Here is a 26,487-nt window from a genome sequence, read left to right on the forward strand (position 1 = left end):
AAAGGGACAATCTGCCGCAGTCATCGCCGGATCGTCCGCGCCAGCACCATGACCGGCAGGATGCCGATGGCCACGATGATCAGCGCGGCGATGGCGGCGTCCTCGTAGGTGCCGCGCGCCGCCTCGCCGTAAAGATGCGTCGAGAGAGTCTCGAAGTTCAGCGGCCGCAGCAGCAGCGTGGCGGGCAGTTCCTTGACGCAATCGACGAAGATCAGCAGTCCCGAGGCCGCCAGCGCCGGTCGCGAGATCGGCACATGCACCTCGCGGAACACCTGGCCGGGGCTGCGGCCCAGCGTCCGCGCCACATGGTCGAGCGAGCGCGGCACCCGGCTCAGCCCCGCCTCGATGCCGCCGGTGGCGATGGCAAGGAAGCGCGCGACATAGGCATAGATCAGCGCCGCCCCCGAGCCGAGCAGCAAAAGCCCCGGCCCCACGCCCAGCAGCGCCTGCGAGGCGGCGGCGATCTGGCGGTCGGCCAGCGCGATCACCGGCAGAAGCCCGATGGCCAGGATGGTGCCCGGCACCGCATAGCCCAGCGTCGAAAGCCGCGCCATGGTCTGGGTCAGCCGTCCGGGCCGCATCCGCGCCGCGCCGGTTACCACCAGTCCCAAGAGCAGCGCGACCAGCGTCGCCAGCGCGGCGAAGAAGGCGGTGTTGCCGGCCTCCTCGAGGATGCGCGGCGACAGGCCGGCGAAGCGGTATCGCGCCCAGGCCGCACCGACCAGATACCAGGCCGGCGCCGCGAAGCCGAAGGCGACCGGCAGCGCGCAGACCAGCGTCGCACCCCAGGCCCGCCAGCCGCGCAGGCGCGTGCGCCGCAGGGGCTGCGCGCCGGCCGCGTAACGCTGGCGCTTGCGGCCGCGCCGCTCCAGCATGACCAGCGCCATGGTGATGGCCAGCATCGCCAGCGCGATCTGCGCCGCCCCCGGCAGGTCCGAGCGGTTGATCCAGGTCGAATAGACCGAGACGGTCAGGGTGCGCACGCCCAGGAACTCGGCCGCGCCGATATCGTTCATCGCCTCCATCAGCGCCAGCGCCGTGCCGATGGCGACGGCGGGCCGGGCCAGCGGAATCGCCACGCGCAGGAAGGTGGCGACCGGCCCCGCCCCCAGCGTGCGGCCCGCATCCAGCAGGTTGCCGGCCTGCATGGCGAACAGCGCCCGCACCGGCAGGTAGACATAGGGGTAAAGCACCAGCCCCAGCAGCAGGATGCAGCCCGGCATCGAGCGGATGTCGGGCAGGCGGAACTCGCGCGGGCTGGCATAGCCCAGCCAGCCGCGGATCGCGCCCTGCACCGGGCCGACCGGATGCAGAAGGTCCAGATAGGCATAGGCGACGATATAGGTCGGCACCGCCAAGGGCAGCAGCAGCGCCCAGCCGAAAATGCGCCGCCCGGGAAAGTCGCAGGCCGCGACCAGCCAGGCCGTTACCGTGCCCAGCGTCGCGACGATGAAGCCGACGCCCAGAAGCAGGATCACCGTCTGCCGCGCCGCGACCGGCAGCACGTTGCTGACCAGATGCGCCCAGAGCCCCGGACTGCCCCGAAGCGCGAACAGCCCCAGCGCCAGCACCGGCAGCAGAACCAGCACGGCGACAGCCAGAGCTGCCGCCTGCCAGCCACCCCCCGCGCGGAGGCGGGAGCTTCGTGCCAGTTCCGGGGTCATGGGGCCTGCGCCGGCCACAGGTTCAGCGACGGGATCAGTTGTCGAAGCCCACCGCCTCGGCCAGCTCGCTCGCCGCCTTGCGCTGGCGGGCGATCTCGGTCAGGTCGGTGCCGTCGGCATTGAGATCGGCAATATCCTCGATCACCGGGCTGACCGCGACGCCGGGCTTGACCGGATATTCGAAATTCGCCTCGGCATAGATCTTCTGCGCCTCGTCCGAAACCAGGTATTCCAGCAGCTGCACCGCCTGGTCCTTGTTCGGCGCGTGCTTGGCCACCGCCGCCCCCGAGACGTTCACCTGGGTGCCGCCGCCCTCGAAGGTCGGCAGGACGACCTTGATCGCCTTGACCCATTCCTCCTGCTCGGGACCGCCGGCGCCGCTGCGCATCAGGCCGACATAATAGGAATTGGCGATGCCGATCTCGCAGATGCCGCCCATGATGTCGCGGGCCACATCGCGGTCGCCGCCGCCGGCGGTGCGGGCCAGGTTCGCCTTGACGCCTTCCAGCCAGGTCTTCGCGGCTTCCTCGCCATGATGCACGATATAGGAGGCGGTCAGCGCCACGTTATACGGATGCTGACCCGAGCGGATGCAGACCTTGCCCTGCCATTCCGGCTTGGCGAGATCCTCATAGGTGAAGCTGGACAGGTCCAGGTCCTTATCGGCGTAAAGCACCCGCGCCCGCTGCGACAGCGCGAACCAGTTGCCGTCCTTGTCGCGCAGGTTCTCGGGGATGGCGGCGGTCAGCGCCTCGGATTCGACCGGCTGGGTCAGGCCGCGATTGACCAGATCGACCAGGTTGCCGATGTCCACGGTCATCAGCACGTCGGCGGGCGAAGCCTCGCCCTCCTGCTCGACCCGCTCGGCCAGCCCGTCCTTGAGGAAGATGGTGTTCACCTTCACCCCGGTCGATTCGCTGAAAGAGGCCAGCAGCGGCTCGATCAGATTCGGCTCACGCGTGGTGTAAAGATTCAGCTCCTGGGCGCTTGCGGCAACCGCCTGCGCAGCCAGCACGGCACCGATCAGTCCAGATAGTCCAACACGCATCAGCCTGTCCTCCTTGCGATTTCTCGACATGTTTACTAAACTAATTAGCAAAGTAAACAAAGATCATCCGGTTACGGTCGCCAGACGAAGGGATGCCGATGAACCAATTCGCCAGCCCTCCCCCCTGGGCCAGCCAGATGGACGCGCGGGACGACGCGCCTGATGCCGCGCCATTCCGGCCCATGCTGGAGGTTGAGGCGCTGTGCCGCCGCTTCGGCCCGGTCTCGGCGGTCGAGGATGTCGGCTTCCGCGTGGCACGGGGCGAGGTGACCTGCCTGCTCGGCCCTTCGGGCTGCGGCAAGTCCACCACGCTGCGGATGATCGCCGGCATCGAGCGGCCCGATTCCGGCGCCGTCCGCATCGGCGGCCAGGCCATGTCCGATGCCGGCGCCTTCCTGCCGCCCGAGCGGCGGCCGGTGGGGCTGGTGTTCCAGGATTTCGCGCTGTTCCCGCATCTGGACGTGGCGGCCAATGTCGGTTTCGGCCTGCAGGGCCCGGCCCGGCAGAACCGCACCCGAATCGGGGAACTGCTGGAGCGGGTCGGCCTGTCCGGTCATGCCGCGAAATACCCGCACGAGCTTTCGGGCGGCGAGCAGCAGCGCGTCGCGCTGATCCGGGCCCTGGCGCCGCGCCCCTGCCTGATGCTGATGGACGAGCCTTTCTCGAGCCTCGACCACCGGCTGCGCGACGGGGTGCGCGACGCGGCGCTGGACCTGCTGCGCGAGACCGAGACCACGGTGCTGATGGTCACCCACGACCCCGAGGAGGCGATGCTGATGGGCCATCGCATCGCGGTCATGCGCCGGGGCCGGCTGATCCAGGAAGGCCGCCCGGACGAGCTTTACGACCGCCCGGCGGATCGCGGCGTGGCGGCATTTTTCTCGGACCTGAACATCGTCTCGGGTCGGGTGGCGGGCGGCCGGGTGCAGACCGCGCTGGGCAGCTTTCCCGCCCCCGGCCTTGCCGAAGGCAGCCGGGCCGAGGTCGTCATCCGCCCGCAGCACCTGGTCCCGGCCGAGACCGGCGGCACCCCGGCGCGGGTCGAGCGCGCTCGCTATCTGGGCCGCGAAAGCCTGATCGAGACCCGGCTGGAGCCCGGCGGGGCGGCGATGAAATCCCGCATTCCCGGGCTGGTCCTGCCCGCGCCCGGCAGCATGATCCGGCTGGCCGCCCTGCCCGGCAGCGCCATGGTCTTTGCCGGAGACGGCGCCTAGGGCCCTACTCAGCCGCTGCGCGGCAGGCGGTGCCTGCGTCCAGCAGCGCCCGGATCTCGGGCCGGCACGAGCCGCAATTGGTGCCCGCCCGCAGCGCCTGCCCCACCGCCTCGACCGTGGTCAGGCGCTGGCTGGCGATGGCCTGCACGATGCTGTTCACGCCGATGCCGAAACAGGCGCAGACCAGCGCGCCTTCGTCCGGTCGGTCAGCGCCGGGACGCCCGGCCAGCGCCCCCGCGCCCTCCTCGCCCAGCAGATCCGCGACATGGCTGCGCGACAGGCCCACCGGCCCGGGCGCCACGAACAGCGCCGCCTGCAGCCGGCCCTCGCGCAGGAAGGCCAGCCGAACCTGTCCGCGGGCGCGGTCGTGCAGCACCAGCGGCTCGTCCGAAAGGCCGAACAGCGCGCGGGCATGGGCAGTCCAGTCCTGCGGCACCTCCAGCCCGGCCAGTTCGGCCTGCTCGCCGCGCGGCAGCGTGGCCCGCGCCCAATAGGCGCAATCCGGCCGGATCGCACCCGCCGAGACGGCAAAGCCGAACCAGCGCGCGGCAAAGGGCCGGATCGCCACCGGTGCCGATTTCAGCGCCGGCTGGCCCGAGACCGGATCGGTCAGCCCCGGCACCAGCGCATCGACCCGGCCCAAGGGCGCGGTCTCTCCCGTCCAGTGCATCGGGGCGAAGGGATGGCCCGGCGCCACCCGGTCGGTCACCAGCACCCGCAGCACGGCCCGGCCCTGCGGGCTTTCGACCTCGGCCAGACTCGCGGGTGCCAGACCCAGCCGGGCCGCGTCGCTTGGGTGCAGTTCCAGGAAGGGCTCGGCCAGATGGCGGGACAGGCGCGGCGACAGGCCGGTGCGGGTCATGCTGTGCCAATGGTCGCGCACCCGGCCGGTGTTCAGCCGGAACGGATGATCCCCATCCACCGGCTGCGGCGTGCGCGGCGTGACCGCGACCATCCGCCCCCGGCCCGAGGGCGTATGAAACCGCCCGTCGCCAAAGAACCGCCCGCCCTGCCTGCCCGCCGATTGCGGCCACAGGAAGGGTTGCAGCACGTCATATTCCGCCGGGGTGATGCCGGCATGGGCCGAGATGTCGAAATCGCTGCCCAGGCTGCCTGCGACGCCGGACAGCACCGCGTGTTCGGCAAAGACCTCGGCCGGGCTGGTCCAGCCGAAAGCCTCGGCCCAGCCCATGCGGCGACCGACCTCGGCCAGGATGCGCCAGTCGTCGCGCGCCTGCCCGGCCGGGGCCAGCGTCCGGCGCTGGCGGCTGATGCGGCGCTCGGAATTCGTCACCGTGCCGTCCTTTTCGCCCCAGCCGGTCGCCGGCAGGGCCACATGCGCCAGCCGCACGGTGTCGGTCCGCGCCATGATGTCCGAGACCACGGTGAAATCGCAGCCGGCGATAGCGCGGGCGACGCGATCGGCCTCGGGCATGGTCGCAGCCGGGTTGGTGCAGACGATCCACAGCGCCTTGATCCGGCCGTCCTCGACGGCGCGGAACATGTCCACGGCCTTCAGCCCCGGCCGCCCGGCCATGCGCGGGGCGCTCCAGAAGGCGCGCACGGCCTCGCGATGCGCGGGGTTCTCGATCTCCAGATGGCAGGCCAGCATGTTGGCCAGCCCGCCGACCTCGCGCCCGCCCATGGCATTGGGCTGGCCGGTGACGCTGAACGGCCCCATGCCGGGCCGGCCGATGCGGCCGCTGGCGAGATGGCAGTTCAGGATCGCATTCACCTTGTCGGTGCCGCTGTCGGACTGGTTCACGCCCTGCGACCAGACCGACATCACCTTGTCGCTGTGCAGCCACAGGTCGAAGAACTGCCGCAGCTGGCTATGCGCCAGCCCGGTTGCCGCGGGTGATGTCGCGCGCGCAGCGGCCACCGTATCCTCGACACCGTCGAGGTTATCCATGCAGTGGTCTGAATTTCTGGCTATTTCTGCCAGAAGCAGGTTGAACAGCGCCGCATCCGAACCCGGCGCCAGCGGCAGATGCAGGTCGGCAATGTCGCAAGTCGCGGTGCGGCGCGGATCGACCACCACGACCCGCGTGCCCCGCGCCTCGCGCGCCGCGGCCAGCCGCTGGTAAAGCACCGGATGGCACCAGGCCAGATTCGAGCCGACCAGCACCACCGTATCGGCCAGTTCCAGATCCTCGTAGAGCCCCGGCACCGTGTCGGTGCCGAAGGCCCGCCGGTGCCCCGCGACGGCCGAGGCCATGCAAAGCCGCGAATTGGTGTCGATATTGGCCGAGCCGATGAAGCCCTTCATCAGCTTGTTGGCGACATAGTAATCCTCGGTCAGCAGCTGCCCCGAGACGTAGAAGCCGACCGAATCCGGTCCGTGCTCGGCGATGGTTTCGGAAAACCGGCGGGCGACCAGATCCAGCGCCTCGTCCCAGCCGGCCTCTCGGCCATGGATGCGCGGGGTAAGCAGCCGACCGGCATGGCCGACCGTCTCGCCAAGCGCCGAGCCCTTGACGCAAAGCCGGCCCCGGTTCGCCGGATGATCGGGGTCGCCCGCGATGCCCAGCCCGCCCTTGCCGTCGGGCGTCGCCAGCACGCCGCAGCCCACGCCGCAATAGGGACAGGTGGTGCGGATGGTCTGCATGGGCCCCTCACTCGGCAGGAACGGCGGCGGGGGCTTCGGCGGGCGTATCCGCCGCACGCCGGGGCGAGGTCTTGTGATGCGTGGCATAGATCATCGCGCCGACAAAGGTCAGCCCGCCGACCAGGTTGCCCAGCACGGTCGGGATCTCGTTCCAGATCATATAGTCCATGATGGTGAACTGCCCGCCCAGCAGCAGGCCCGCCGGGAACAGGAACATGTTCACGATGGAATGCTCGAACCCCATGTAGAAGAAGATCAGGATCGGCATCCACATGGCGATGACCTTGCCCGAGACGCTGGTGGACATCATCGCCGCCACGACGCCGGTCGAGACCATCCAGTTGCACATGACCGCGCGGACGAACAGCGTCAGCATCCCCGCCGCGCCATGGGCGGCATAGCCGAGCGTCCGCCCCTCGCCGATATGGCCGATCTTTTCGCCCACCGCATTCGGCGCCTCGGAAAAGCCGAAGGTGACGATGATCGCCATGAACACCGCGACGGTGAAGGCGCCGGCGAAATTGCCGGCAAAGACCAGGCCCCAGTTGCGCAGCATGCCCTGGACCGTCACCCCCGGGCGCCGGTCGATCAGCGCCAGCGGCACCAGCGTGAACACCCCGGTGAGCAGGTCGAAGCCCAGCAGGTAGAGCATGCAGAAGCCGACCGGGAACAGCAGCGCGCCGATCAGCGGCTCGCCGGTGTTCACGGTGACGGTCACGGCGAAGGCGGCGGCCAGCGCCAGGATCGCTCCGGCCATATAGGCGCGGATCAGCGTGTCCTTGGTGGACATGAAGACCTTGGCCTCGCCGGCATCGATCATCTTCTTCGCAAAATCGGCAGGATTGACATAGGACATGAGCGTGCTCCTTCAGGCGGCGCGGGGGCGCGAGACGAGTTCGGCGCTGATCAGGACGCGGCCCTGTTCGACGCGGACGGGCCAGGTGCGGACCGCGCCCTCGTCGGCGCCCTGCGCAGCGCCCGAGTTCATGTCGAACACCCAATTGTGCAGCGGGCAGGTCACGCGATCGCCATGCACGATGCCCTCGGACAGCGGACCGCCCTTGTGCGGGCAGCGGTCGTCCAGCGCAAACACCCGGTCGTCCAGGGTGCGGAACACGGCGACGCAGCCCTGCGCGGTGCGGATCACCCGCGCGCCCTGCCGGGGAATGTCCTCCAGGGCTCCGATATCGATGAAAACGGTCATTCCGCGGCCTCCAGGGTCAGATCGGCAAGGGGCGCCCATCGGGGCGTCTCGGTGGTGGTGGAATGTTCGGCCCAGGGGTCGCGGCGATAGACCGACTGGCTGATCTCGAAGCGCTCGACCAGCGCGCGGCGGGCCGGCAGGTCGGCGATCTGTTCCTTGACCCAGTCGAGCCCGACCTTGGCCACCCATTTATAGGGCCGGTCCAGATAGCGCGCGTGCTCGCGGTAAAGCTGGACGAAGGCGGTGATGATCTCGACCGCCTCGTCCTCGCAGGGGGTCGAGGCCAGGGGCTCGGTCTCCTTCACCTCCATCCCGGCGGCGCCGGCGACGCTGATCTGGTAGCCGCTGTCGACGCAGATCACGCCCACATCCTTGCAGGTCGCCTCGGCGCAGTTCCTGGGGCAACCCGATACGCCCAGCTTGACCTTGTGCGGCGTCCACGAACCCCAGAGCAGCTTTTCCAGCCGGATGCCGAGGCCCGTCGAATCCTGGGTGCCGAAGCGGCAGAACTCGCTGCCGACGCAGGTTTTCACCGTGCGCAGCCCCTTGGAATAGGCATGGCCCGAGACCAGCCCGGCGGCGTTCAGGTCGGCCCAGATATGCGGCAGGTCCTGTTTCTTGACACCCAGCAGGTCGATGCGCTGGCCGCCGGTGACCTTGACCATGGGAACGGCATATTTTTCGGCCGCGTCGGCGATGGCGCGCAGCTCCTGCGGGGTGGTGACGCCGCCCCACATGCGCGGCACCACGGAATAGGTGCCGTCCTTCTGGATATTGGCGTGGTTCCTTTCGTTCACGAAGCGCGACTGGCGGTCGTCGCGATAGTCCAGCGGGTATTCGGCCAGCAGGTAATAGTTCAGCGCCGGGCGGCAGGAATGGCAACCGCCCACGGTCTTCCAGCCCAGTTCCTGCATGACCGCCGGGATCGACTTCAGCCCCATGGACTTGATGAGCCGCCGCACGTCCTCGTGGCTGTGGTCGGTGCATTTGCACATGCCGGCGGGCGCGGGCGCGACGAAGCCGTCGCCCAGTGTCAGCTTCATCACCTGCTCGACCAGCCCGGTGCAGGTGCCGCAGGAGCCGCTGGCCTTGGTGCAGGCGCGCACCGCATCGAGCGTATGCGCGCCGCCCTGCACCGCGGCGACGATGGTTCCCTTGCAGACGCCGTTGCAGCCGCAGATCTCCGCTTCAGGCGGCAAGGCTGCAACGGCCGCCATAGGGTCCAGCGCGGTCCCCCCCTGGAAGGCCGGGCCGAAGATCAGCGTGTCGCGCATCTCGCTGATGTCGGTTTCGTCCTTCATCAGCCCGTAGAACCAGTTGCCGTCGGCGGTGTCGCCATACATGACCACGCCGATGATGCGGTCGTTCTCCAATACCAGCCGCTTGTAGATGCCGCGGCCGGGGTCGCGGAACACGATGTCCTCGCGCCCCTCGCCTTCGGCGAAATCGCCGGCGCTGAACAGGTCGCAGCCCGTCACCTTCAGCTTGGTCGCGGTCTGCACCGGGCGGAACGCGGCCTCCTCGCCCAGCAGGGTCCGGGCCAGCACCTTGGCCTGGTCGTAAAGCGGCGCGACAAGGCCGAAGACCTGGCCACGATGCTCGACGCATTCGCCAAGCGCGAAGATATGTGGGTCGCTGGTGCGCAGGGCGTCGTCGACGACGATGCCGCGCTCGACCTCCAGATGCGCGTCATTGGCCAGCCGCACCTCCGGACGGATGCCGACGGCCATGCAGACCAGGTCGGCGGGGTGGACGGTGCCGTCTTCCAGCAGCACCGCCTCGGCGCGGCCATGGCCCAGGATCGCCTTGGTGGCGCCCTTGCAATGCACCTTGATGCCGCGCCGCTCCAGATCGCGCTGCAGCAGGTAGCCGGCGGCGGGGTCCAGCTGCCGCTCCATCAGGTGGCCCATCAGGTGGACGACGGTGACGCGGGCCCCACGCGCCGCCATGCCGGCCGCGGCCTCAAGGCCCAGCAGCCCGCCGCCGATCACCACGGCATCCTTGCCGGCGATACCGGCCTCGATCATCGCATTGGTGTCTTCCAGGTCGCGATAGGTCACCACGCCCGGCAGGTCGCTGCCCGGCACCGGGATGATGAAGGGCGCCGAGCCGGTGGCGATGACCAGAGCGTCATAGGGCGCACCGCCCGAATTGGAATAGACGGCGCGATTGGCGCGATCGATCCGCACCACCGGCTCGCCGAAGCGGCAATCGACGCCATGGGCGGCATACCAGTCCGCGTCGTGGGTGACGATCTGCTCATAGGTCTTTTCGCCCGACAGGACCGGCGAGAGCATCAGCCGGTTGTAGTTGCCGCGCGGCTCGGCGTTGAACAGGGTGACATGCCATTCGCCGGGCGCGGCCTCGAACAGCTGCTCCAGCAGGCGGCCCGAGGCCATGCCGGCGCCGATGACGACAAGTTTCTTCATCGCGGGACTCCTTTCTCAGGCGGTTTGCAGGGGCGCGCGGCCCATCTGGCGGATCGAGGCGTGCATCCAGAGCGCGCAGAGCCCGACCAGCAGGAACAGCGCCATGAAGCAGCTGGACCACAGCCCGGTCTGGTCGCGCAGCCAGCCGAACAGCAGCGGCAGCGCAAAGCCGCCCAGGCCGCCGATCATGCCCACGAGCCCGCCGACCGCGCCGACATGGCCGGGGTAATAGCTGGGGATGTGCTTGTAGACGGCGGCCTTGCCCAGGCTCATGACGAAGCCCAGCACGAAGATCACCGCCAGGAAGACCGGCACCGGCACGCCCGCCGGGATCGACAGAATCGCCGTCGCGGCCAGCGAGACGAGGAAGGTCGCGTACATCACCGCCCGCGCGCCGATCCGGTCGGAAAGCACCCCGCCATAGGCGCGGAAGATCGAGCCGGGGATGGAATAGGCCGCGCCGATCATGCCGGCAGTCCCGACACCGAAGCCGTAGACCTGCGTCAGGTAATGCGGCAGCCACAGCGCCAGCGCCACGAAGCCGCCGAAGCTGAAGAAGTAATAGGCCGAGAAGCGCCAGACCCGCATCTGGCCCAGCGGCGCGAGCTCGGCCCGCAGCGACGTCTTGCGGCCTTGCCCGGCGGCGGTGACCGGGTCGTCCTTGCTCAGCAGCCAGAACAGCACGGCGGTCAGTGCCAGCGCGCCGGCCCAGATCTGCGCGGTCGCCTGCCAGCCCAGGGCCAGCATGACGAAGGGCGCGGCGAACTTGGTCACCGCGGCGCCGACATTGCCAGTGCCGAAGATGCCCAGCGCCGTGCCCTGCCGTCCCTCGGCATAGAAGCGCGAGACATAGGCGACGCCCACGGCGAAGGAGCCGCCGGCCAGCCCGACGCCCAGCGCCGCCAGCAGCATCTGCGGCCAGGTGCTGGCCCAGGACAACAGGAAGGTCGCGCCGGCGGCGGCCAGCATGGTCAGCGTATAGACGCGCCGCCCGCCCAGCCGGTCGGTCAGCACGCCCAGCGCGATGCGCACCAGCGAGCCGGTCAGGATCGGCAGGCCGATCAGCAGGCCGAACTGGGTCTCGGTCAGGGAAAGCTGCTCGCGGATCTGCAGGCCGATGATCGAGAAGATCGTCCAGACCGCGAAGCAGATGGTGAAGGCGAAGGTCGAGAGGCCCAGAGCGCGGCTGGCCTCGGAGGGCGGAACGGGGGGAACGGCGGGCATGGTGGCTCCGATGCGTTGCTGATGGCGAAGGCTGTCGGAAAGCGCGGCCGGGCGGCGGAAGGCCGCAGCGGATTTGCACTTTCGGAGGAGAGGATCTCCGCGCCCTTGCGGAAACCCGTGCCGCATCATTGCGAGCGGGCCGTTGGCGCGCCGTTGCGCCGGGCCATGAGGCAAGATTGGGTCAGGGCGCGGGCCGGATCAAGCCTTGATGCGGCATCGCAGCATCCGCGGCAGCCTGCGCCCGAAAGCCGGGCAACCCCGCGCCCGGCCTGCCTGCAAAACACTCAACCGGCGAAGGGCGGCTCGAAGACGGTGCCGTCGAAAAAGGCATCGGCGCGCAGAATCATCTGGCCCTTTTCCGCCGCGACCTCGCGGTCCTCGGCCAGCGCGCCTTCCAGCCGGGCCGAGGCACCGGGCAAGGCCGCCCCCGCCTCGCGCAGATGCCGGCGGTAAAGATCGGTGCGGAAATGCGCCATCGCCTTTTCCATCGCCGGCGCCGGCTCCAGCCCGTGGCGCAGGGCGATGCGCTGCGCAAAGAATGCAGCCAGGCTTTTCCAGGGAAAATTCGCCGCCCCGGCATGGAAGGCGACGAAGCCCGGCACATGGCGGATCTCGCCCGAGGGCGTCACCTGCAGCCGCCCGGTCAGCCCGCGCTCGGCCAGCTCGGCCGGCAGGTCCAGATATTCGCGCCGCGACAGGATCTCGGCGGCGGTGTCGCGGTTCTCGGGTTCGTCGAGCCAGCGCCCGGCGCGCCAGACCGCCCGCATCAGCGCGCCGGTCAGCTGCGGCTGGCTTTCGGTGAAGTCGCGGCGCAGCACCAGCCCCTTTTCCGGCGGCGAGGCCCAGATCGCCGTGCCGGGCAAGAGCAGCGCGGCCAGCCCCCGGTCCACCGCGCTCGACGCCCAGGGCTCGCCGACGCAGAAGGCATCGACCTCGCCCGCGGCCATGGATTCGGCCATCAGCGGCGGCGGCACGGTGACGACCTCCAGCGCCGGGTCGAAGCCGCAGGCGCCGAGCCAGTGGCGGATCAGCTCCAGCTGGGTCGAGAAATGGAACGGCACGCCCACCCGCAACCGGCCGGGCGCGGCGCGGTGCAGCGCGAGCCCCGCCTTGCGGGCATCCCAGAAATCGAAATCATGCCCCTGCTCGCGCATGCTGGCGGCCAACGCGGCGCTGACCGCGACCGCCTGCCCGCCCTGCGACAGGAACATCACCAGATCCAGGTCCGGCAACGCCGGCCCCAGCCCCAACGCCTGCGCCACCGGCATCGGCACCAGCATATGAGCCGCCTCGATCAGCCCGGCACCCAGCATGTCGCGGGCCTGCGCCCAGGCGCCCAGCCGCAGCAGCTGGAAGTCCAGCCCCTCCTCGGCGGCAAAGCCCAGCTCGCGCGCCACGATCAGGGGCGCGGCGTCGATCAGCGGCACATAGCCCAGGCGCAGGGGCGTCAGCGGCATGACAGCAACCCCGCGGCCAGGACCAGCTGCTGCGCGATCTCGGCCACGCGCTTGCCCTGATCCATCGCCGTCTTGCGCAACAGCGCATAGGCGGCCTCCTCGTCGATGCCGCGCGCCTTCATCAGCACGGCCTTGGCGCGGTCGATCACCTTGCGCTCCTCCAGCGCCGCGCGGGTGGCGGCCAGTTCGGCCCGCATGCGCTGGAACATGTGAAAGCGCGCGACGGCCGCGTCCAGCACCGGCTTGATGCGGTCCGGCCGCAGCCCGTCCACGACATAGGCCGAGATCCCGGCTTCGACCGCCGCCCGGGTCAGGTGCTCGTCCGAACGGTCCACGAACATCGCCACCGGCCGCTCGGTCGGGCCCGAGGCCAGTGCCAGCTCCTCGAGCACGTCGCGCGAGGGGTTGGCCAGGTCGATCAGCACGATGTCGGGCCGGCATTCGGCGATATGGCGCGCCAGCCCGGTCTCCTCGGAGATGATGCGGATATCGTGGTCGCCGATCTCGCGCAGCCCGTCCACGATCGGGGCGGCGCGCTCCGGGTCGGGCTCGATGACGACGATCGAAAGGCGCTTGTCCATCTGCTTCCTGCTCTTTCCCGTCCCAGCAGGTGCCAGCGGAACCCCGCGCCTGCAACGCATCCGACGCCTCCCCCACCGCGCAGCCACAATCTGCGCAGGAAGCGGGCAGATGCGCAGGGCCGCGCGCAGAGAACGGGCAGAGCGGCAATCGGGCCGAAGCCGGCGCGCTCGGGCCATGATCCCTTGAGCCTGCCGGTTCCTCGGCTAATCTGGCCGCATCCAGACAAGCCGGGGGAACCATGGCCCAGATCATCCTGCTGACGGGCAAGGCCGCCCCCCTGCCCGGCAGCGACCAGCTCAGCGGCATCGACAAGCGCCCGGCGGACCGGCCGCTGGCGCTTGGCCCCGAGGGATTCGAGGGCGACGAACAGGCCGACCGCCGCGTGCATGGCGGGCCGGAAAAGGCCGTGCATCACTATCCGTTCGATCATTATGCAGCCTGGCGCGTGGAGCTTGGACGGCCGCGCCTGGCCGAAACACCGGGGGTTTCACACCCCCGGCCCCCCGTGGAGTATTTAGAAAACGGAGAAATCGGGGGATTGCTGGAGGCGCCCGGCGCCTTTGGCGAAAACATCTCTACCCGGGGGCTGATCGAGGCGGATGTCGCGGTGGGCGACATCTTCCGGCTCGGCTCGGCCTTGGTGCAGGTCTCGCAGGGGCGCCAGCCCTGCTGGAAGCTGAACCGCCGCTTCGGCGTCGAGGACATGGCGCGGCGCGTGCAGCAAAGCGGCCGCACCGGCTGGTATTACCGCGTCCTGCAGCCCGGCATCGTCGCCCCCGGCGACCGGCTGGAGCGGATCGACCGCGTGGCGCCCGACTGGACATTGCGCCGGCTCTGGCATGCGCTCTACGTGGACCGGCTGAACCTGGACGAGCTGCAGGGCATCGCCGCGCTGGAGGTGCTGGCCGAGGGCTGGCGGCGCTATGCCGTGCGCCGGCTGGAAAGCGGCCGGGTCGAGGACTGGTCCAGGCGACTGGAGGGCAGCGCATGAGCCGGCCGCTGATGATCTCGATCCAGAGCCAGGTGGTCATGGGCCATGTCGGCAATTCGGCGGCGGTGTTCCCGATGCTGGCGGCGGGGCTGGAGGTGGCGCCCGTCCCGACGGTGATCTTCTCCAACACCCCGGATTATCCCAGCCTGCGCGGCCGGCCGCTGCCCGGCGATTTCTTTGCCGATCTCCTGCAGGGCCTCTGGGATCGCGGCCTGCCCGGGCGCGCGGATGTCCTGCTGACCGGCTATATCGGCTCGGTCGAGGTGGCGCAGCTGACGGCCGATTTCGTCGCCCGGGCCAAGGCCGCGAACCCGCGCCTGCGCTATTACTGCGACCCGGTGCTGGGCGACGAGCAGCCGGGCCTCTATGTGCCCCGGGAAATCGCCGACACCTTCCGCGACCGGCTGCTGCCCATGGCCGACATCGCCTCGCCCAACCCGTTCGAGGTCGCCTGGCTGACCGGCCAACCCATCGCCGAGCTGGCCGATATCCACCGTGCCGCGCGAGGGCTGCGCATGGCGCCCGAGGCCCAGCTGATCGTGACCGGCTGCCGGCTGCGCGAAACCGCGCCCGGCATGCTGGAAAGCGTGATCCTGGGACCGCAAGGGCTGACGCGCCATCCAACCCCGCATCTGCCGGTGGCGCTGGCCGGGACCGGAGACCTGTTCGCCGGGCTGATCACCGCTGCGCTGGGGCAAGGCCGCAGCCTGGCGCAGGCGGTCGAATTCGCACAGATCCAGACCGCGCGCGCGCTCCGCCAGGCGGCGGAACTCGGCACGAAAGAGGTCGTGCTGTCCGATCCGGCGTTTCGCGCCGCTCTGCTCACCCCCTGATCGGCTTCTTTCTTGCCCAAATATCCCGGGGGAGTCGCGCCGCAGGCGCGGCGGGGGCAGAGCCCCCTAATCCTTGCGCAGCGCGTTCAGCAGCGCCGCGCCCAGGGCGCCGGGCTGCTCCTTGCCCGCAGGGGCGGCGGATTTCGGGCCGCGTCCCGGCTGCGCCTTGGGTCCGCGCTCCTTCTGCGCCTCGCGGGCGGCGGCACCGCCATCCTTGCGCATGGTCAAGCCGATGCGCTTCCTGGCCACATCCACCTCGGTCACCCGCACCCTGACCACGTCGCCGACCTTCACCACCTCGTTCGGGTCCTTGACGAAACGGTCGGCCAGCTGGCTGATATGCACCAGCCCGTCCTGATGCACGCCGATATCGACGAAGGCGCCGAAGGCCGCGACATTCGTCACCGTGCCTTCCAGCGCCATGCCGGGGCGCAGGTCCTTGATATCCTCGACCCCCTCGGCAAAGCTGGCGGTAACGAAGCTCGGGCGCGGGTCGCGGCCGGGCTTTTCCAGCTCGGAAAGGATGTCGCGGATGGTCGGCAGGCCGAAATGCGCGTCGACGAAGGCCTCCGCCCGGATGCCCTTCAGCGCCGCGCCATTGCCCATGATCTGGCGGATGTCGCGGCCGCAGGCGGCGACGATGCGGCGGGCGACGCCGTAGGCCTCGGGATGGACGGCCGAGGCGTCCAGCGGCTCCTTGCCGTCGCGGATGCGCAGGAAGCCCGCGCATTGCTCGAAGGCGCGCGGGCCAAGCCCGCCGACCTTCTTCAGCGCCGCCCGGGACGGGAAGGCGCCGTTCTCGTCGCGCCAGGCCACGATGTTCTGCGCCAGCGACGGTCCCAGCCCGGCCACATGCGCAAGCAGGGGCGCCGAAGCGGTGTTCAGGTCCACCCCCACCGCGTTCACTGCATCCTCGACCACCGCCTCCAGCGTCTTGGCCAGCTGCCGCTGGTCCACGTCATGCTGATACTGGCCGACGCCGATCGATTCGGGCGGCACCTTGACCAGTTCCGCCAGCGGGTCCTGCAGGCGCCGGGCGATCGAGACCGCGCCGCGCAAGGACACGTCGAGCCCCGGGAACTCCTTCGCCGCCAGCTCCGAGGCGGAATAAACCGAAGCCCCGGCCTCGGAGACGATCACCTTCACCGGCGGCTTCACGCCTTCGGGCAGGCGCTTGAGCACCTCGGCCACGAAACGCTCGGTCTCGCGGCTGGCGGTGCCGTTGCCGATGGCGATCAGCTCGATCCTGTGCTTGACGATGGCGGCGGCCAGCGCGGCCTCTGCCCCGCGCAGGTCGGATTTCGGCGGGAACGGGTAAAACGTCGCAGTCTCGACCAGCTTACCCGTGCCGTCCACCGCCGCCAGCTTGACTCCGGTGCGGATGCCGGGGTCCAGGCCGATGGTCGGGCGCGGCCCGGCGGGCGAGGCCAGCAGCAGGTCGCGCAAGTTGCGGGCGAAAACCCGGATCGCCTCTGCATGGGCACGCGAGCGCAGTTCGGTCAGCAGGTCGATATACATGGTGTTCGACAGCCGCACCCGCCAGCACCAGCCCACCACCTTGCGCAGCCAGCGGTCGCCCGGCTGATCGCCCAGCCGGCCCAGGGCCGAGGCGACGATGCCCTCGGCCCGCGCCGCGCCGGTTTCCGGCTCGGGCGCGATCTCGATGGTCAGCACCTCTTCCTTGGCGCCGCGCAGGACCGCCAGCGCCCGATGCGCCGGGATCGCGGCCCATTTCTCGGACTGGTCGAAATAGTCGCTGAACTTGGCGCCGACCTGTTCCTTGCCCGGCACCACCTTGGCCGAGATAATCGCCTCGGCCTGCATGAATTCGCGCAGCCGGCCCAGCAGCGCCGCATTCTCGGACAGCTCCTCGACCAGGATGTCGCGCGCGCCGTCCAGCGCCGATTTCACATCCGGCACCGCCTCGGTCAGATAGCCCGCCGCCAGCGCCTCGGGCTCGGCGGCGCGGTTGTCCTGGATGGCGCGCAGCAGCGGCTCCAGCCCGTTTTCCCGCGCGATCATCGCCTTGGTGCGGCGCTTGGGCTTGAAGGGCAGGTAGATGTCTTCCAGCGTGGCCTTGGTTTCCGCCCCGGCGATGGCGCGGGCCAGCGCGTCGGTCAGCTTGCCCTGCCCCTTGATGGATTCGAGGATCGAGGCCCGCCGCGCCTCGAGTTCGCGCAGATAGGCCAGCCGTTCGGACAGCGTGCGCAGCTGCGTGTCGTCCAGCCCGCCCGTCACCTCCTTGCGATAGCGGGCGACGAAGGGCACCGTGGCGCCCCCGTCCAGCAGGGCCGAGGCCGCCGCCACCTGATCGGGGCGGGCAGCGATCTCGGCGGCGATGGTGCGGGCTATGCGGTCGGTTGCATCCACGGGCGGCATCCTCTGAGGTCTGGACCGCCGTCATAGCCAAAACCGGCCCGCGATCCAAGCATCGCGAGATCCGGGCGCCCGCGGTCAGCTCAGCCGCATGGCCGCGCGCAGCTTCTGCTCGAAGGCGGGTTGCAGGCGCGGCATGCGCATGTCGCCCTTGGTGGTCTCCATCGCGCGCCAGAGGTTGGCGATGGCGGCCCAGTTCAGGCCCAGCGGCGCATCCCCGGTCTCGATGAGCTGCACCCGCCCGGCCAGGCGGCGGAAGGCCACGCCCCGCAACAGGGCGTTGGCATGGATCAGCACCTCGTCCTCGAGCTCGGGGTCGAATTGCGCCTCGGCCATGTCCAGGAAACCCGACGCGTCGCCTTCGATGAAGAGGGTCTGCGCCTCGATCAGGTAGCTCTCGCAGATCGAGAAGCCCTGCTCGCACCAATCCGCCAGCGAGCCAGAAAAGCCCAGACCGCCGACCTCGATCCCCGAGACCTGCAGAAAGGTCAGGCTGCCATTGTCGCCATGGGGATAATGCATGCCCGAAGCATGCGTGGCCTTGCCATTCACCAACATCACTCACCAACCAACAATTGAGATCACTTAATAGGATGCAATTAAAACGATCCGCATCTTTTCGGCCAGTTGCCCTTTAAGACAGGTAAACAAACCATCAACGCCCCAAGGCTAAGGCGTTGTTTTGCAAGCGACCTGCCGGGAACAAACCACGCCCGGCGCGATCAGCCCCAGGTTGCGGGGTGAGTCGGCGGGCCCTGTCCCTGCCCGCAGCGGTCGCTCGGAAGCGCCACCGGCGGCGGGATGTGGGGCCGGCGACCGGGAACACCGCGGGGGCCCTTTGGGAAAGGGATGCCCGCCATTCCCGCCTTTCCCGGGTCGGCGCCGGGCCTATCGGGCTCCCAGCCGCTCAAGCTCGGGGAACTTGTGCCAGGGCACGTCGGTGCGGTTGCAGATCGGATGATCCAGGCTTCCGCCAGCGGGTTTTCCGTCGCGGATCGGGATGCCGATATTGTGCACGCCGACATAGACGCCCGAGACGTTCTTGCTGTCCGCCCGCACGCAAACGCCCTGCAACCCGTCCGCAAAGGTGGCGACGTTGGAGATCTCGGCATAGCGGATCGAGGCCGGATCGTAGACGAGCCGTTCGGCGCCCTTGACGATCTCGGCCTTCAGGGAATCGCTTGGCGGGACGGATCGCGCGATGATGTCGCCATAGCGATCCGTGCCGGCACAGCCGGCAAGAAGCAACGCGCCACCTGCCAGGGTAAGACCAAGCTTCATTTCATGCTCCTTGCTGAATGGGCGTCACCAGATGCAGGCAGGCTAACGGCGCAGGGCCGCGAAGGGAATACGCCTGCGCGGCCCTGCGGCATCAGGTGCCGCACCTTGCCGCCGTCATGCCCGGCGCGGCAATCCGGTCGCTCAGCGGGCGGACGTGGCGAGCGACGGGGGAGCGCAGCCCGGCCAGAAGCGCATCCGACCGCCCGCCGCGACCGGGTCGCGACATGCCGAAGCGGTTCGCGTCGATCCGGGACGGATTGCGGCCGAGGCAGAGTTATCCTTTGATTGCAAAGTGGTGCGGGTGGAGGGACTTGAAAACTGACGGGAACTTTACGAATCAATGGCTTACAAGAGGTTTTGTAACATTGTGACGCCCCTAGAAATGGGCTAAGTGACGTTGCGTCACGCCATGAGAAAGCCCCGGTCGCGGGTGCGCCGGGGCCTCGGTTGTCGTGGTGGATCAGGCGGCTTTTTCGTCGTCCTTGGTCCTCACCGGCAGGACGTAGCGCGTAGAACCGTCATTCTCATCACATGCCAAGGTGACGGCATCCTTCACCCCGCGAAAGTCAACGCTTAGCCGTCGTAGCATACGGGCGGCATCTTCCAGAGCCTCCGCCATATCATTCATGGCTTGTTCCGACGCTTCATGTGGTTCAACTTCTTCCAGAATGGTCTCTGCGAAGGCATGAGGATCGGTAACGCCAACCTGGGGAAAGCACATCACAAACCAGTCGCGCGGGGTGATCAACTCACCATCATCCTGCACCAGCGTTGACGTGGTAAGGTTGAAGCGCATAGGCGCATCAAGGAATCTCTGAAAAAGCCCCTTTTCGGTCAAGGCTGCCATTATGCGGCCTCCCCTTCGCCTTCGTTGAAGCGGCGAATAGCTTCCGCAAGCGCAACCTTCATGGCGTCGATTCGGGCGCGCATAGCTGACCGCTCCTTGTCCATGCCTTCCGATGGGTAAAGATTAACCTCATGCTGAACATGGCGCTCAACATCATAAACAATCATGTCAATCAAAGACTGCGACAGCCCGCTTTCATACACAAGATCGCACATATCCAGCATGTCGCGGTATTCCTGCCGATCCTCGGGCAGCGACTGAATATGTGCGATTGCATAGACCAGCGCCTTTACGGCAATGTAGCCGTCGCGGCCAGTTACGCTTGCCCCTTCGCGGGCGGTGCTGTTAATCTTAGCCATAGTGGGTCTCTCCTTAAGGTTCCTGCTATGCGACAAGGGCGGTGGTCGTGGAACATCAACCGCTCTTGTTGCTTCTGAACGGGCGCAGGTGGCCGTTCAGCCCGTCACCTTCCATTGCGGGAAGGTTATGCGAACCTGCTTCTGTAGCTGGTCCAGCATCTTGTTAAGGCGCGTGGCCTCTTGCAGCGCCGCCTTCTTGGCCTCGGGGTCGCTTAGGTCGCGTTCCTCTAGCTCTTTAAGACGCTGTTTAATCTCATCTTTCTTGTATTCGTTGATCCAACTGGCAAGGTCTTGGGCTGCGGTGATGAGACAACCGGCGATCACCTCGGCCCGGCCTAGCGAGTTCTGCGCATGTTCGTGGAAGTCCTCCCCCTCTGGTAGATCACCACGCTTATAGGCTTGGGGTCCGGCATCGTCCTTAAAAACTGGCGTCTCTATCCCGGCCAGCCCCAGCGCAATGTCGTAGTCGGACCCGAACCAATCATCCCCCATGTATTCGTTGAACGGGGTCTGAAAGATGCTCGGTCGGGCGGCTTCCGGCATCTTTAGTTCCTGTTGCTTCTTCTCCTTCTGGCGCTCCCGGTAGCGCCGAACCTTTTCCGCATTCGTCAGTGCCATTGCGCGACCTCCTTGCTAAGTGTTGGTTACATCAACACCGACACCATCGCAATGAGAAACTTATGTGACGTTGCGTCACAATGGCTTGCGATTGTTTCGGCGCCGCGCCAGTGAGAAGCCAGCCGCGCCGTCTCGGGGTTTTCGGAGTATGCCGGGCACTAGCCGAGTAATCCCAGCGCCTTTGGTGGCCTGTTGGCAGCCACCGGGTGCGCCAGCCCTATCTCTGGTTAAGCGGGTTCGGGCGGCGTGGAGCCACCGGGCGTTGCAGGACGGAAAGCAGAGCCGCCGCCGAAAGACCGCCAGCTCAATCCAGACAGGTCCACGGGCGGGCGTTCCTCGCTTGGCGTTTCGGTCGCGTTGACCGAGATACCGCCCGAAATCATGGAGCCGCCGACAATCACCTCGCCATAGGCGATGGGCACAATGCCGCCTTCGCGGGTGTTCGAGACCGGGCCGGTCATGGTGAAGGATTGCGAATTGTCGCTTGCCTCAATCTCGGGTGCCAACATACTGGCAACGCCGGTCAGCAGCATGGACGTGCCGAGGGTGCCGGCAACGCCTGCCCATGTCGGGGCCGCAACAGCACCAGCAGCACCGCCCCACATGGCGACGTTCAGGCCGGGGATCATCGACAGGCCGATAAGCGCGATGCCCGCCACAATCTTGCCAAGCCCGCCACGCTTGCGCCCCTGCGTGGCCGGAACGATATGCACGTCATTCCGGCCAAGGTTGAAGCCAAGTTCGGTTTCGCCAAGCGCAACGCCGTTGCTGATGTTCTTGCCGAGGATCACGCGATAGAAGCCGTCGCGGATCGCGTTCGCGAAGCGTGGGAAGTTCGCCCGTAGGGCGCAGACAACATCGGTGATGCTGTCCACGTCGAACAGATGCTTGCGGCCAAATTCCTTGCCAAGCGCGCCGTGCAGGTGGACGGATCGCATCATCAGGCGGCATCCTCGAAAGCAGATTCGTCTATGTCAAAATAGCCGGGCGGGGGTTCATCGCTCTGGATGCTTTCCGGCCAGATGTTCAGTTCAAACATAAGCCATTCATCCGCCTTCACCTCGGCCAGCGAGACAAGGCAAGGCTCGTTCCGCTCCAGCGGGTGCAGGAAAGATGCGACGGCACCGGCGCGCATGCCTTCCCAGAGGCTATCGGCGATATAAACAGGATTTTCGTTTCTCATTCTCTTTGCTTTCTGGTCGAGGTGATCCCCGGCCCAAAATGTGAGCAAAGGGCCGGGGGTTGTTCCGGGCGTTTATGGTGTGGTGCCTTTGGGATTGCCCGGAACAGGTAAGAATCTGGCATGACCGATTCCGGCCTGCAAGAGTCCGAAGGCGCAATTTCGAGAAATATTGAGGCGCATATACTGACTCACTATTTACCTAGATAGGTATCTGCCTATCTAGGCATCTGGTTATCTAGGCTTATACCTGATTGAAGTTAAAGTGTCGCATGGCGAAAAGCGAAAAGCCCGTGGCTTAGTCAGGGCCACGGGCTTCACACAAAGAACTTCATGCACGACCAAGCACAGGAAGATGTGACTTATATATCTCTGCACGTTTGGCGGTGCAAGGTTAAAAGGTCAAACTTTCGCTTTGGCGGCTTTCTTTTTATCGCGGTATGCCTTTGCACGGGCGGCGGCTTTGCGCTTGGCGGTGGCGTCCTTTTCGTCCTGCGAAGCGTTGCGATCCACGTTGGCCTCGGTGCGCGTTCGCCGGGATGCTTTGTATTCCTCGTGCCCTTCATTCGCTCGCCATCGACCATGGCTTTCCCACGCCCGCATATTCGGGCTATCTGCATCTTTCAGGGCCTTGGATTGCGCTTCCTCGGCCTTCCGCAGTTCGAACTTGGCGGCAATCGTCCTGGGGTCAGCTTCGCCATAAGCGGCGGCCATCTCTGCATGGCGGCGCTGCGCCTCAAGCCGTTTCAGCACGGCCCTTTCATAACGGGTTTTGCACATGCTGGCAGTCATGCGCGGTCGCCACAAGCCTTCGTCGTCGTCCAGATCGCCAGAGTTAGGCGTGGTGCCGGGTGGCTGCAAATCCCAAACCACGCCATCGGCATCCGTGCGCGACATTGGCGCGAACGGATGGGCGGGCTTGTCGATCAGGTCAGGGCGATAAGCGCAACGGCGCTGGCCGGGCAGTTCGATATTGGCCGGATCTTCCGTGCCGTCAATCACCGCGGCGAGGTAGCGCGCAATCAGCGCTATTTCCGCTTTCTGCCGGGCGACGTGATCGGCGGTGATCAGATCGCGGAAAGGGTCTTGTTCAGAGATGATCCCGAAAACGGGATGATACATGTCGTGCAATTGTCTATCCTGCGTAGATTCATGGTCGTGGCCTCTTTGTGGTGCGGTCCTTTGTGCAGAAACTTATAGGATCAGACCGGCCCGATTTCAATAGGGGTGTTGCAAAATCCCCACATGCGCGCGGGTGCGCGCGTATCCAAATGGACCGGAAAAGTCGCATAGAAAAACCACCGGCGCGGAACCTTTCCCTATTCATCCCTGCATCCCTTCAGAGGTTTGAAGGGACGCGCCGGAACATCTTAACCGGGGCATGTCATGGTGCTGTATCCGGGGGTGAGCGAAGCCGCGCAGCGGCGCAGCGAACTACCGGGGACAGGTTCAAGGATGCGTCACGTTTTTGCGCGTTCTTTATAGAACTTCTCTTTCTTCTTCTTTCTTAGGTTAAGAAAAGAGAGTTTCTTATAAGAACGCGCAAAAACGTGACGCTCGTTAGCCCCGCTAACAACCTGTCCCCGGTAGTTCCCTCGCGGCTGCGCCGCTCGGTCACGATGGGCAAAATAGGGGAAGGTTCCGGCCCGACAGGAAGGCACGCCCGTAGAGACTCTAGAAGGCGTCACAGAGTCCCATGACGCCCCGTTCCGGTCCGACCTACCGGGCAACCCCTAGATGCCGCTCTAGGGTGCCTTCCAGAGTCTCCTAGCGTCGCAACATCGCCCCCGGTCGCATCTGCCGGACCAGTTCGTCGCGGACCAGATTGCGCATGGCGCGCTCGGTCTCGCTGGAGATCTGGCGAGCCAGATCGGCATTTGCCTCGGGGGTGCCACCGGTCGCGTTAACCTGAATCGTTGGCGCAAGGCTAATGTTCTGCACCGGGGCAGGCATCGCCGCACAGCCGCGCAGAGACTCACCAGCGGCCCGGTTAAGTTTCCGGCTGGCACCCACCAGCCCGCCGCGACTATAGCCCACAGCGCCCGATTTAGCGGCCCGGTGCATGGCATCCAGATTGGCGGCACCAATGCGCTTCACGGCCTCGCTGGAAAAGACATACTCGTTCGCGTGAACGATGCCTGCCGGCTGATATTTCGATCCCGGCCCGGTCCAGCCGCCCTCGGCAAAACCAGCACCACCAAGCGCGCCACCAATGGCACCAATGATCCCCGATCCGGGCGCGCCGGACTGCCCGAACGAAAGCAACAGCTTCAGAACCTGCGATTTCAACAGTTCGGCGGCAAGGTTGCGCAGGGCGTTCCCGAACGCCTCGCTTCCCTTCATGCCGGCGCTGAAAAGATCGGCCAGGGCGTTTGCGCCCTTCTCGGTCTTGTCGTCGGCAGCCTGCACCTGTTGCGCGGCTTGCTCGGCCTTCTCACCGGCAGAAACATAGCTCCGCGCAAGCTGGTCAATCTGCGCCTCTAGCTCGGGCGTGATCTGCTTGCCTGCCTCTTGGGCGGCAACCAGCAGGCGGGCCTTTGCGGCTGCGTATTCCGTGGCATCGCCAAGGCGTTCGTTGGAAACCGCCAGTGTTGCCAGCACCGATGCCTCAGTTTGCAGGGCAAGGGTGCGATCCTTGATCGCCTGCGCCTCGCGGGCAAATTCGTCCAACTTCTCGGCACCACCAGCACCACCGCCAGACTTGCCACCACCGCCCGAGGAACGCCCGGCCCGATCGGCAGCAGCACGGGCGGCATCGGCATCAAGGACGGCTTGGGCGGCTTCCGCGATCTGCGCATCGGTCAGGGTCGCGCCGGCCTCGGCGGCACGTTTCCGCACGGCCTCTTTCTCGCGTTCCAGTTTCACGCCCTCGCTGGTCAGGGCGTTGCGGGCGGCTTCCGAGGCATTGAAACGCTCGTTCGCCTCGCGCATGGCGTTCAGGCTGTCCATGCTGGCCTGTTGCGCTGCATGTTGCTGGCGCATGGCTTCAAGGCGTTTCGTGCCGGGGTCGATCTGCGCAGCCTTCGCCAGTTCACCCACCAGCGCCGATGCCTGCGCCGTGACGCTGGCAATCACGCCCCCGAGGCGTCCAAGCTGCGACATGACGCCCGTAAACGATGCCCGGTCCACGTCCGACAGGCTGGCGAAAGCCGCATCGGCTTCCTTCTGGATTTCGGCCAGCTTGGCGGCGAAGTCCTCGCCGGTAATCTCGCCCTCGCGAAACTGCCGGGCAAGTTCCATCATCTCTGCCGAGGCGTTGCGCAACTGGTCGGCGGCAGCATCATAGCCCCAGCTATCAAGCTGGCCGATGGCCCCGCGCATGGCGTTGCCTGCCGTGGCAGCTTCCTCGGCCAAGCGCTGATACGCCCCGTCAAGCTGGCGCAGGCTATCGGCTTGCGCGTCCACCGCGTCCCGGTTCTTGGCAAGCTCGTTATAAAGCTCATGGCCGAGGATGGCGCGGCCCTCGGCCTCGTTGTCAAAGATGCCGTCCAGCTTGTCGCGAAAATCGGTCAGTTCCACCGCAGCGTCGGCAATGGCGATCACCGCGCGCTTGCCGAAAGATTCGACACGCGCGGCCAGTTCGCCGAATCTGCGGTCAATCTCGGCGGCCTTGTCGATCATTTCCGAATCCAGCACCGCGCCCACGTCATGGGCGCGCTGAATGGTTTCGTTCAATGCGGCTTCGCCTTGACCGATCAGGACGCCAAGCTGTTCGCCACCGGCACCGCCGAAGATTTCTTCCAGCAGGAAGGACCGCCCGGCTTGGTCGAAGTTTTTCAGCTTGCCGAGAATCTCGGTCATAAGGGCCGAGGGGTCTTTCAGCTTGGCTTTCAGTTGCTCGGCAGAATAGCCCAGCTTCTTGAACGCCTCGGCACCCGCACCCGTGCCGTCAAGGAAAAACTCACCCGCCCGCAGGTGCATTTCCTTAAAGCCATCGGTCAGCGCATCAACGCTGATCCGGTTCTGGTCGGCCAGGTATTTCCATTCCTGAAATACGGTCGTGGAAACGCCCGCACGGCTGGCCTCGTTTTTCAGGTTCGCGGTTTCCTTGGTGATCCGCGAAACGCTGGTGGCGATCTGATCCAGCCCGCCCAGAGCGATACCACCGGCCACGCCACCAAGGAACGCGCCGCCAATGCCTTTCAGCGATGCCGGGATGCCGTTGAAGGCTTTGCCGATCCTGCCGCCCAAGCCCTCATATTCCGAGGCGATCTTATTGGCGTTCTGCCGTGCCAGCCGCTCCATGCGCTGCGATGCGCGGTGTTGTTGGGCAATGGCGCGGTTAAAGTCCTTCTCCCATTTGGCGACATTCGCCTCTAGGTCGTGTTGACAAAAGGGATTCCTCTGGCAGTCGTCCTATGATTCAAGCTCATCTCTACGTGGGAGATGAACTTGGCACGCAACCTGATATCCGACGATGAGTGGACCTTCTTCGAGGGCTTCATTCGTGCCGTCCGGCACCCTAACGGGCGGAAACCTGCGGACCATCGTCTTGTTCTGAATGGTATATTCTGGATCGCAAGGACTGGTGCGCCATGGCGCGATCTGCCCGAAGAGTTTGGCAAGTGGTCC

General features: G+C 66.8%; 23 protein-coding genes. 4 read left to right on the forward strand and 19 right to left on the reverse strand.

Annotation, left to right across the window (positions count from 1 at the left end):
- Positions 1-20 precede the first annotated feature (20 nt).
- Together PARJ55_RS0115455 and PARJ55_RS0115460 are read right to left on the reverse strand one after the other, a co-directional pair.
- Entirely contained in the window at positions 21-1,589 is a 1,569-nt protein-coding gene (locus PARJ55_RS0115455; protein ID WP_232215722.1) for an iron ABC transporter permease, read from the reverse strand.
- Between the two features lie 109 nt (positions 1,590-1,698).
- Positions 1,699-2,712 (reverse strand): Fe(3+) ABC transporter substrate-binding protein, encoded by a 1,014-nt coding sequence (locus PARJ55_RS0115460; protein WP_028713861.1) that lies wholly within the window; start codon positions 2,710-2,712, stop codon positions 1,699-1,701.
- Positions 2,713-2,810: 98 nt separating this feature from the next.
- Between PARJ55_RS0115460 and PARJ55_RS0115465 the strand changes: the two genes are divergently transcribed.
- On the forward strand, positions 2,811-3,926 hold the full coding sequence (locus PARJ55_RS0115465) for an ABC transporter ATP-binding protein (protein ID WP_028713862.1): 1,116 nt from the start codon (positions 2,811-2,813) through the stop codon (positions 3,924-3,926).
- A 4-nt stretch (positions 3,927-3,930) separates the two neighbouring features.
- Here the strand turns inward: PARJ55_RS0115465 and PARJ55_RS0115470 are convergent, their stop codons facing one another.
- The 7 genes from PARJ55_RS0115470 to PARJ55_RS0115500 all read right to left on the reverse strand — a co-directional run bounded on the left by PARJ55_RS0115470 (position 3,931) and on the right by PARJ55_RS0115500 (position 13,429).
- Positions 3,931-6,534: a nitrate reductase gene (locus tag PARJ55_RS0115470; RefSeq protein ID WP_028713863.1), complete on the reverse strand. Its 2,604-nt coding sequence runs from the start codon at positions 6,532-6,534 to the stop codon at positions 3,931-3,933.
- Positions 6,535-6,541: 7 nt separating this feature from the next.
- The gene (locus PARJ55_RS0115475; RefSeq protein ID WP_028713864.1) at positions 6,542-7,390 is read right to left on the reverse strand and encodes a formate/nitrite transporter family protein; all 849 of its coding nucleotides are present in this window, start codon (positions 7,388-7,390) and stop codon (positions 6,542-6,544) included.
- Between the two features lie 12 nt (positions 7,391-7,402).
- On the reverse strand, positions 7,403-7,738 hold the full coding sequence (nirD, locus tag PARJ55_RS0115480) for a nitrite reductase small subunit NirD (RefSeq protein ID WP_028713865.1): 336 nt from the start codon (positions 7,736-7,738) through the stop codon (positions 7,403-7,405).
- Positions 7,735-10,167 carry a nitrite reductase large subunit NirB gene (nirB, locus tag PARJ55_RS0115485; protein ID WP_028713866.1) on the reverse strand — a complete coding sequence of 811 codons (2,433 nt, stop codon included), beginning with the start codon at positions 10,165-10,167 and terminating at the stop codon, positions 7,735-7,737. The genes nirD and nirB overlap by 4 nt, the downstream gene beginning before the upstream one ends.
- Positions 10,168-10,182: 15 nt before the next feature.
- Positions 10,183-11,391, reverse strand: a complete 1,209-nt coding sequence (locus PARJ55_RS0115490) for a nitrate/nitrite transporter (RefSeq protein WP_028713867.1) — start codon at positions 11,389-11,391, stop codon at positions 10,183-10,185.
- Between the two features lie 284 nt (positions 11,392-11,675).
- Positions 11,676-12,848 (reverse strand): CmpA/NrtA family ABC transporter substrate-binding protein, encoded by a 1,173-nt coding sequence (locus tag PARJ55_RS0115495; protein WP_028713868.1) that lies wholly within the window; start codon positions 12,846-12,848, stop codon positions 11,676-11,678.
- On the reverse strand, positions 12,839-13,429 hold the full coding sequence (locus tag PARJ55_RS0115500; protein WP_028713869.1) for an ANTAR domain-containing response regulator: 591 nt from the start codon (positions 13,427-13,429) through the stop codon (positions 12,839-12,841). Before PARJ55_RS0115500 ends, PARJ55_RS0115495 begins: the two co-directional genes overlap by 10 nt.
- A 239-nt stretch (positions 13,430-13,668) precedes the next feature.
- On the opposite strand from PARJ55_RS0115500, the gene PARJ55_RS0115505 reads away from it, so the two are divergent.
- The gene (locus PARJ55_RS0115505) at positions 13,669-14,421 is read left to right on the forward strand and encodes an MOSC domain-containing protein (RefSeq protein ID WP_028713870.1); all 753 of its coding nucleotides are present in this window, start codon (positions 13,669-13,671) and stop codon (positions 14,419-14,421) included.
- On the forward strand, positions 14,418-15,254 hold the full coding sequence (gene pdxY, locus PARJ55_RS0115510) for a pyridoxal kinase (RefSeq protein WP_028713871.1): 837 nt from the start codon (positions 14,418-14,420) through the stop codon (positions 15,252-15,254). Before PARJ55_RS0115505 ends, pdxY begins: the two co-directional genes overlap by 4 nt.
- Positions 15,255-15,320: 66 nt before the next feature.
- On the opposite strand, the gene PARJ55_RS0115515 is transcribed toward pdxY, so the two are convergent.
- From PARJ55_RS0115515 to PARJ55_RS0115560, 10 genes are all read right to left on the reverse strand, one after another.
- A complete protein-coding gene (locus PARJ55_RS0115515) occupies positions 15,321-17,633 on the reverse strand; it encodes a Tex family protein (protein ID WP_156929505.1) in 2,313 nt (770 codons plus the stop codon).
- Positions 17,634-17,708: 75 nt separating this feature from the next.
- On the reverse strand, positions 17,709-18,152 hold the full coding sequence (locus PARJ55_RS0115520; RefSeq protein ID WP_230376301.1) for a hypothetical protein: 444 nt from the start codon (positions 18,150-18,152) through the stop codon (positions 17,709-17,711).
- Positions 18,153-18,518: 366 nt separating this feature from the next.
- A complete protein-coding gene (locus tag PARJ55_RS0115525; protein WP_028713874.1) occupies positions 18,519-18,911 on the reverse strand; it encodes a hypothetical protein in 393 nt (130 codons plus the stop codon).
- A gap of 460 nt (positions 18,912-19,371) precedes the next feature.
- On the reverse strand, positions 19,372-19,758 hold the full coding sequence (locus PARJ55_RS0115530) for a hypothetical protein (RefSeq protein ID WP_028713875.1): 387 nt from the start codon (positions 19,756-19,758) through the stop codon (positions 19,372-19,374).
- Positions 19,758-20,117: a hypothetical protein gene (locus PARJ55_RS0115535; protein WP_028713876.1), complete on the reverse strand. Its 360-nt coding sequence runs from the start codon at positions 20,115-20,117 to the stop codon at positions 19,758-19,760. The genes PARJ55_RS0115530 and PARJ55_RS0115535 overlap by 1 nt, the downstream gene beginning before the upstream one ends.
- Positions 20,118-20,213: 96 nt before the next feature.
- Positions 20,214-20,735 (reverse strand): hypothetical protein, encoded by a 522-nt coding sequence (locus PARJ55_RS0115540; protein ID WP_028713877.1) that lies wholly within the window; start codon positions 20,733-20,735, stop codon positions 20,214-20,216.
- 227 nt (positions 20,736-20,962) lie between these two features.
- Positions 20,963-21,676 (reverse strand): tail assembly protein, encoded by a 714-nt coding sequence (locus tag PARJ55_RS0115545; protein WP_028713878.1) that lies wholly within the window; start codon positions 21,674-21,676, stop codon positions 20,963-20,965.
- Positions 21,676-21,918 (reverse strand): hypothetical protein, encoded by a 243-nt coding sequence (locus tag PARJ55_RS0115550; protein WP_028713879.1) that lies wholly within the window; start codon positions 21,916-21,918, stop codon positions 21,676-21,678. Before PARJ55_RS0115550 ends, PARJ55_RS0115545 begins: the two co-directional genes overlap by 1 nt.
- A 399-nt stretch (positions 21,919-22,317) precedes the next feature.
- The gene (locus PARJ55_RS0115555; protein ID WP_156929506.1) at positions 22,318-23,046 is read right to left on the reverse strand and encodes a hypothetical protein; all 729 of its coding nucleotides are present in this window, start codon (positions 23,044-23,046) and stop codon (positions 22,318-22,320) included.
- A 636-nt stretch (positions 23,047-23,682) separates the two neighbouring features.
- Positions 23,683-26,160: a hypothetical protein gene (locus PARJ55_RS0115560; protein WP_028713881.1), complete on the reverse strand. Its 2,478-nt coding sequence runs from the start codon at positions 26,158-26,160 to the stop codon at positions 23,683-23,685.
- A 141-nt stretch (positions 26,161-26,301) separates the two neighbouring features.
- Here PARJ55_RS0115560 and PARJ55_RS23405 point away from each other — a divergent pair.
- Positions 26,302-26,487 (forward strand): transposase (locus PARJ55_RS23405; protein ID WP_156929507.1); only part of this gene is annotated, 186 nt, incomplete at its 3' end.

The sequence above is a fragment of the Paracoccus sp. J55 genome (genome assembly GCF_000513975.1).
Taxonomy (GTDB): Bacteria; Pseudomonadota; Alphaproteobacteria; order Rhodobacterales; family Rhodobacteraceae; genus Paracoccus.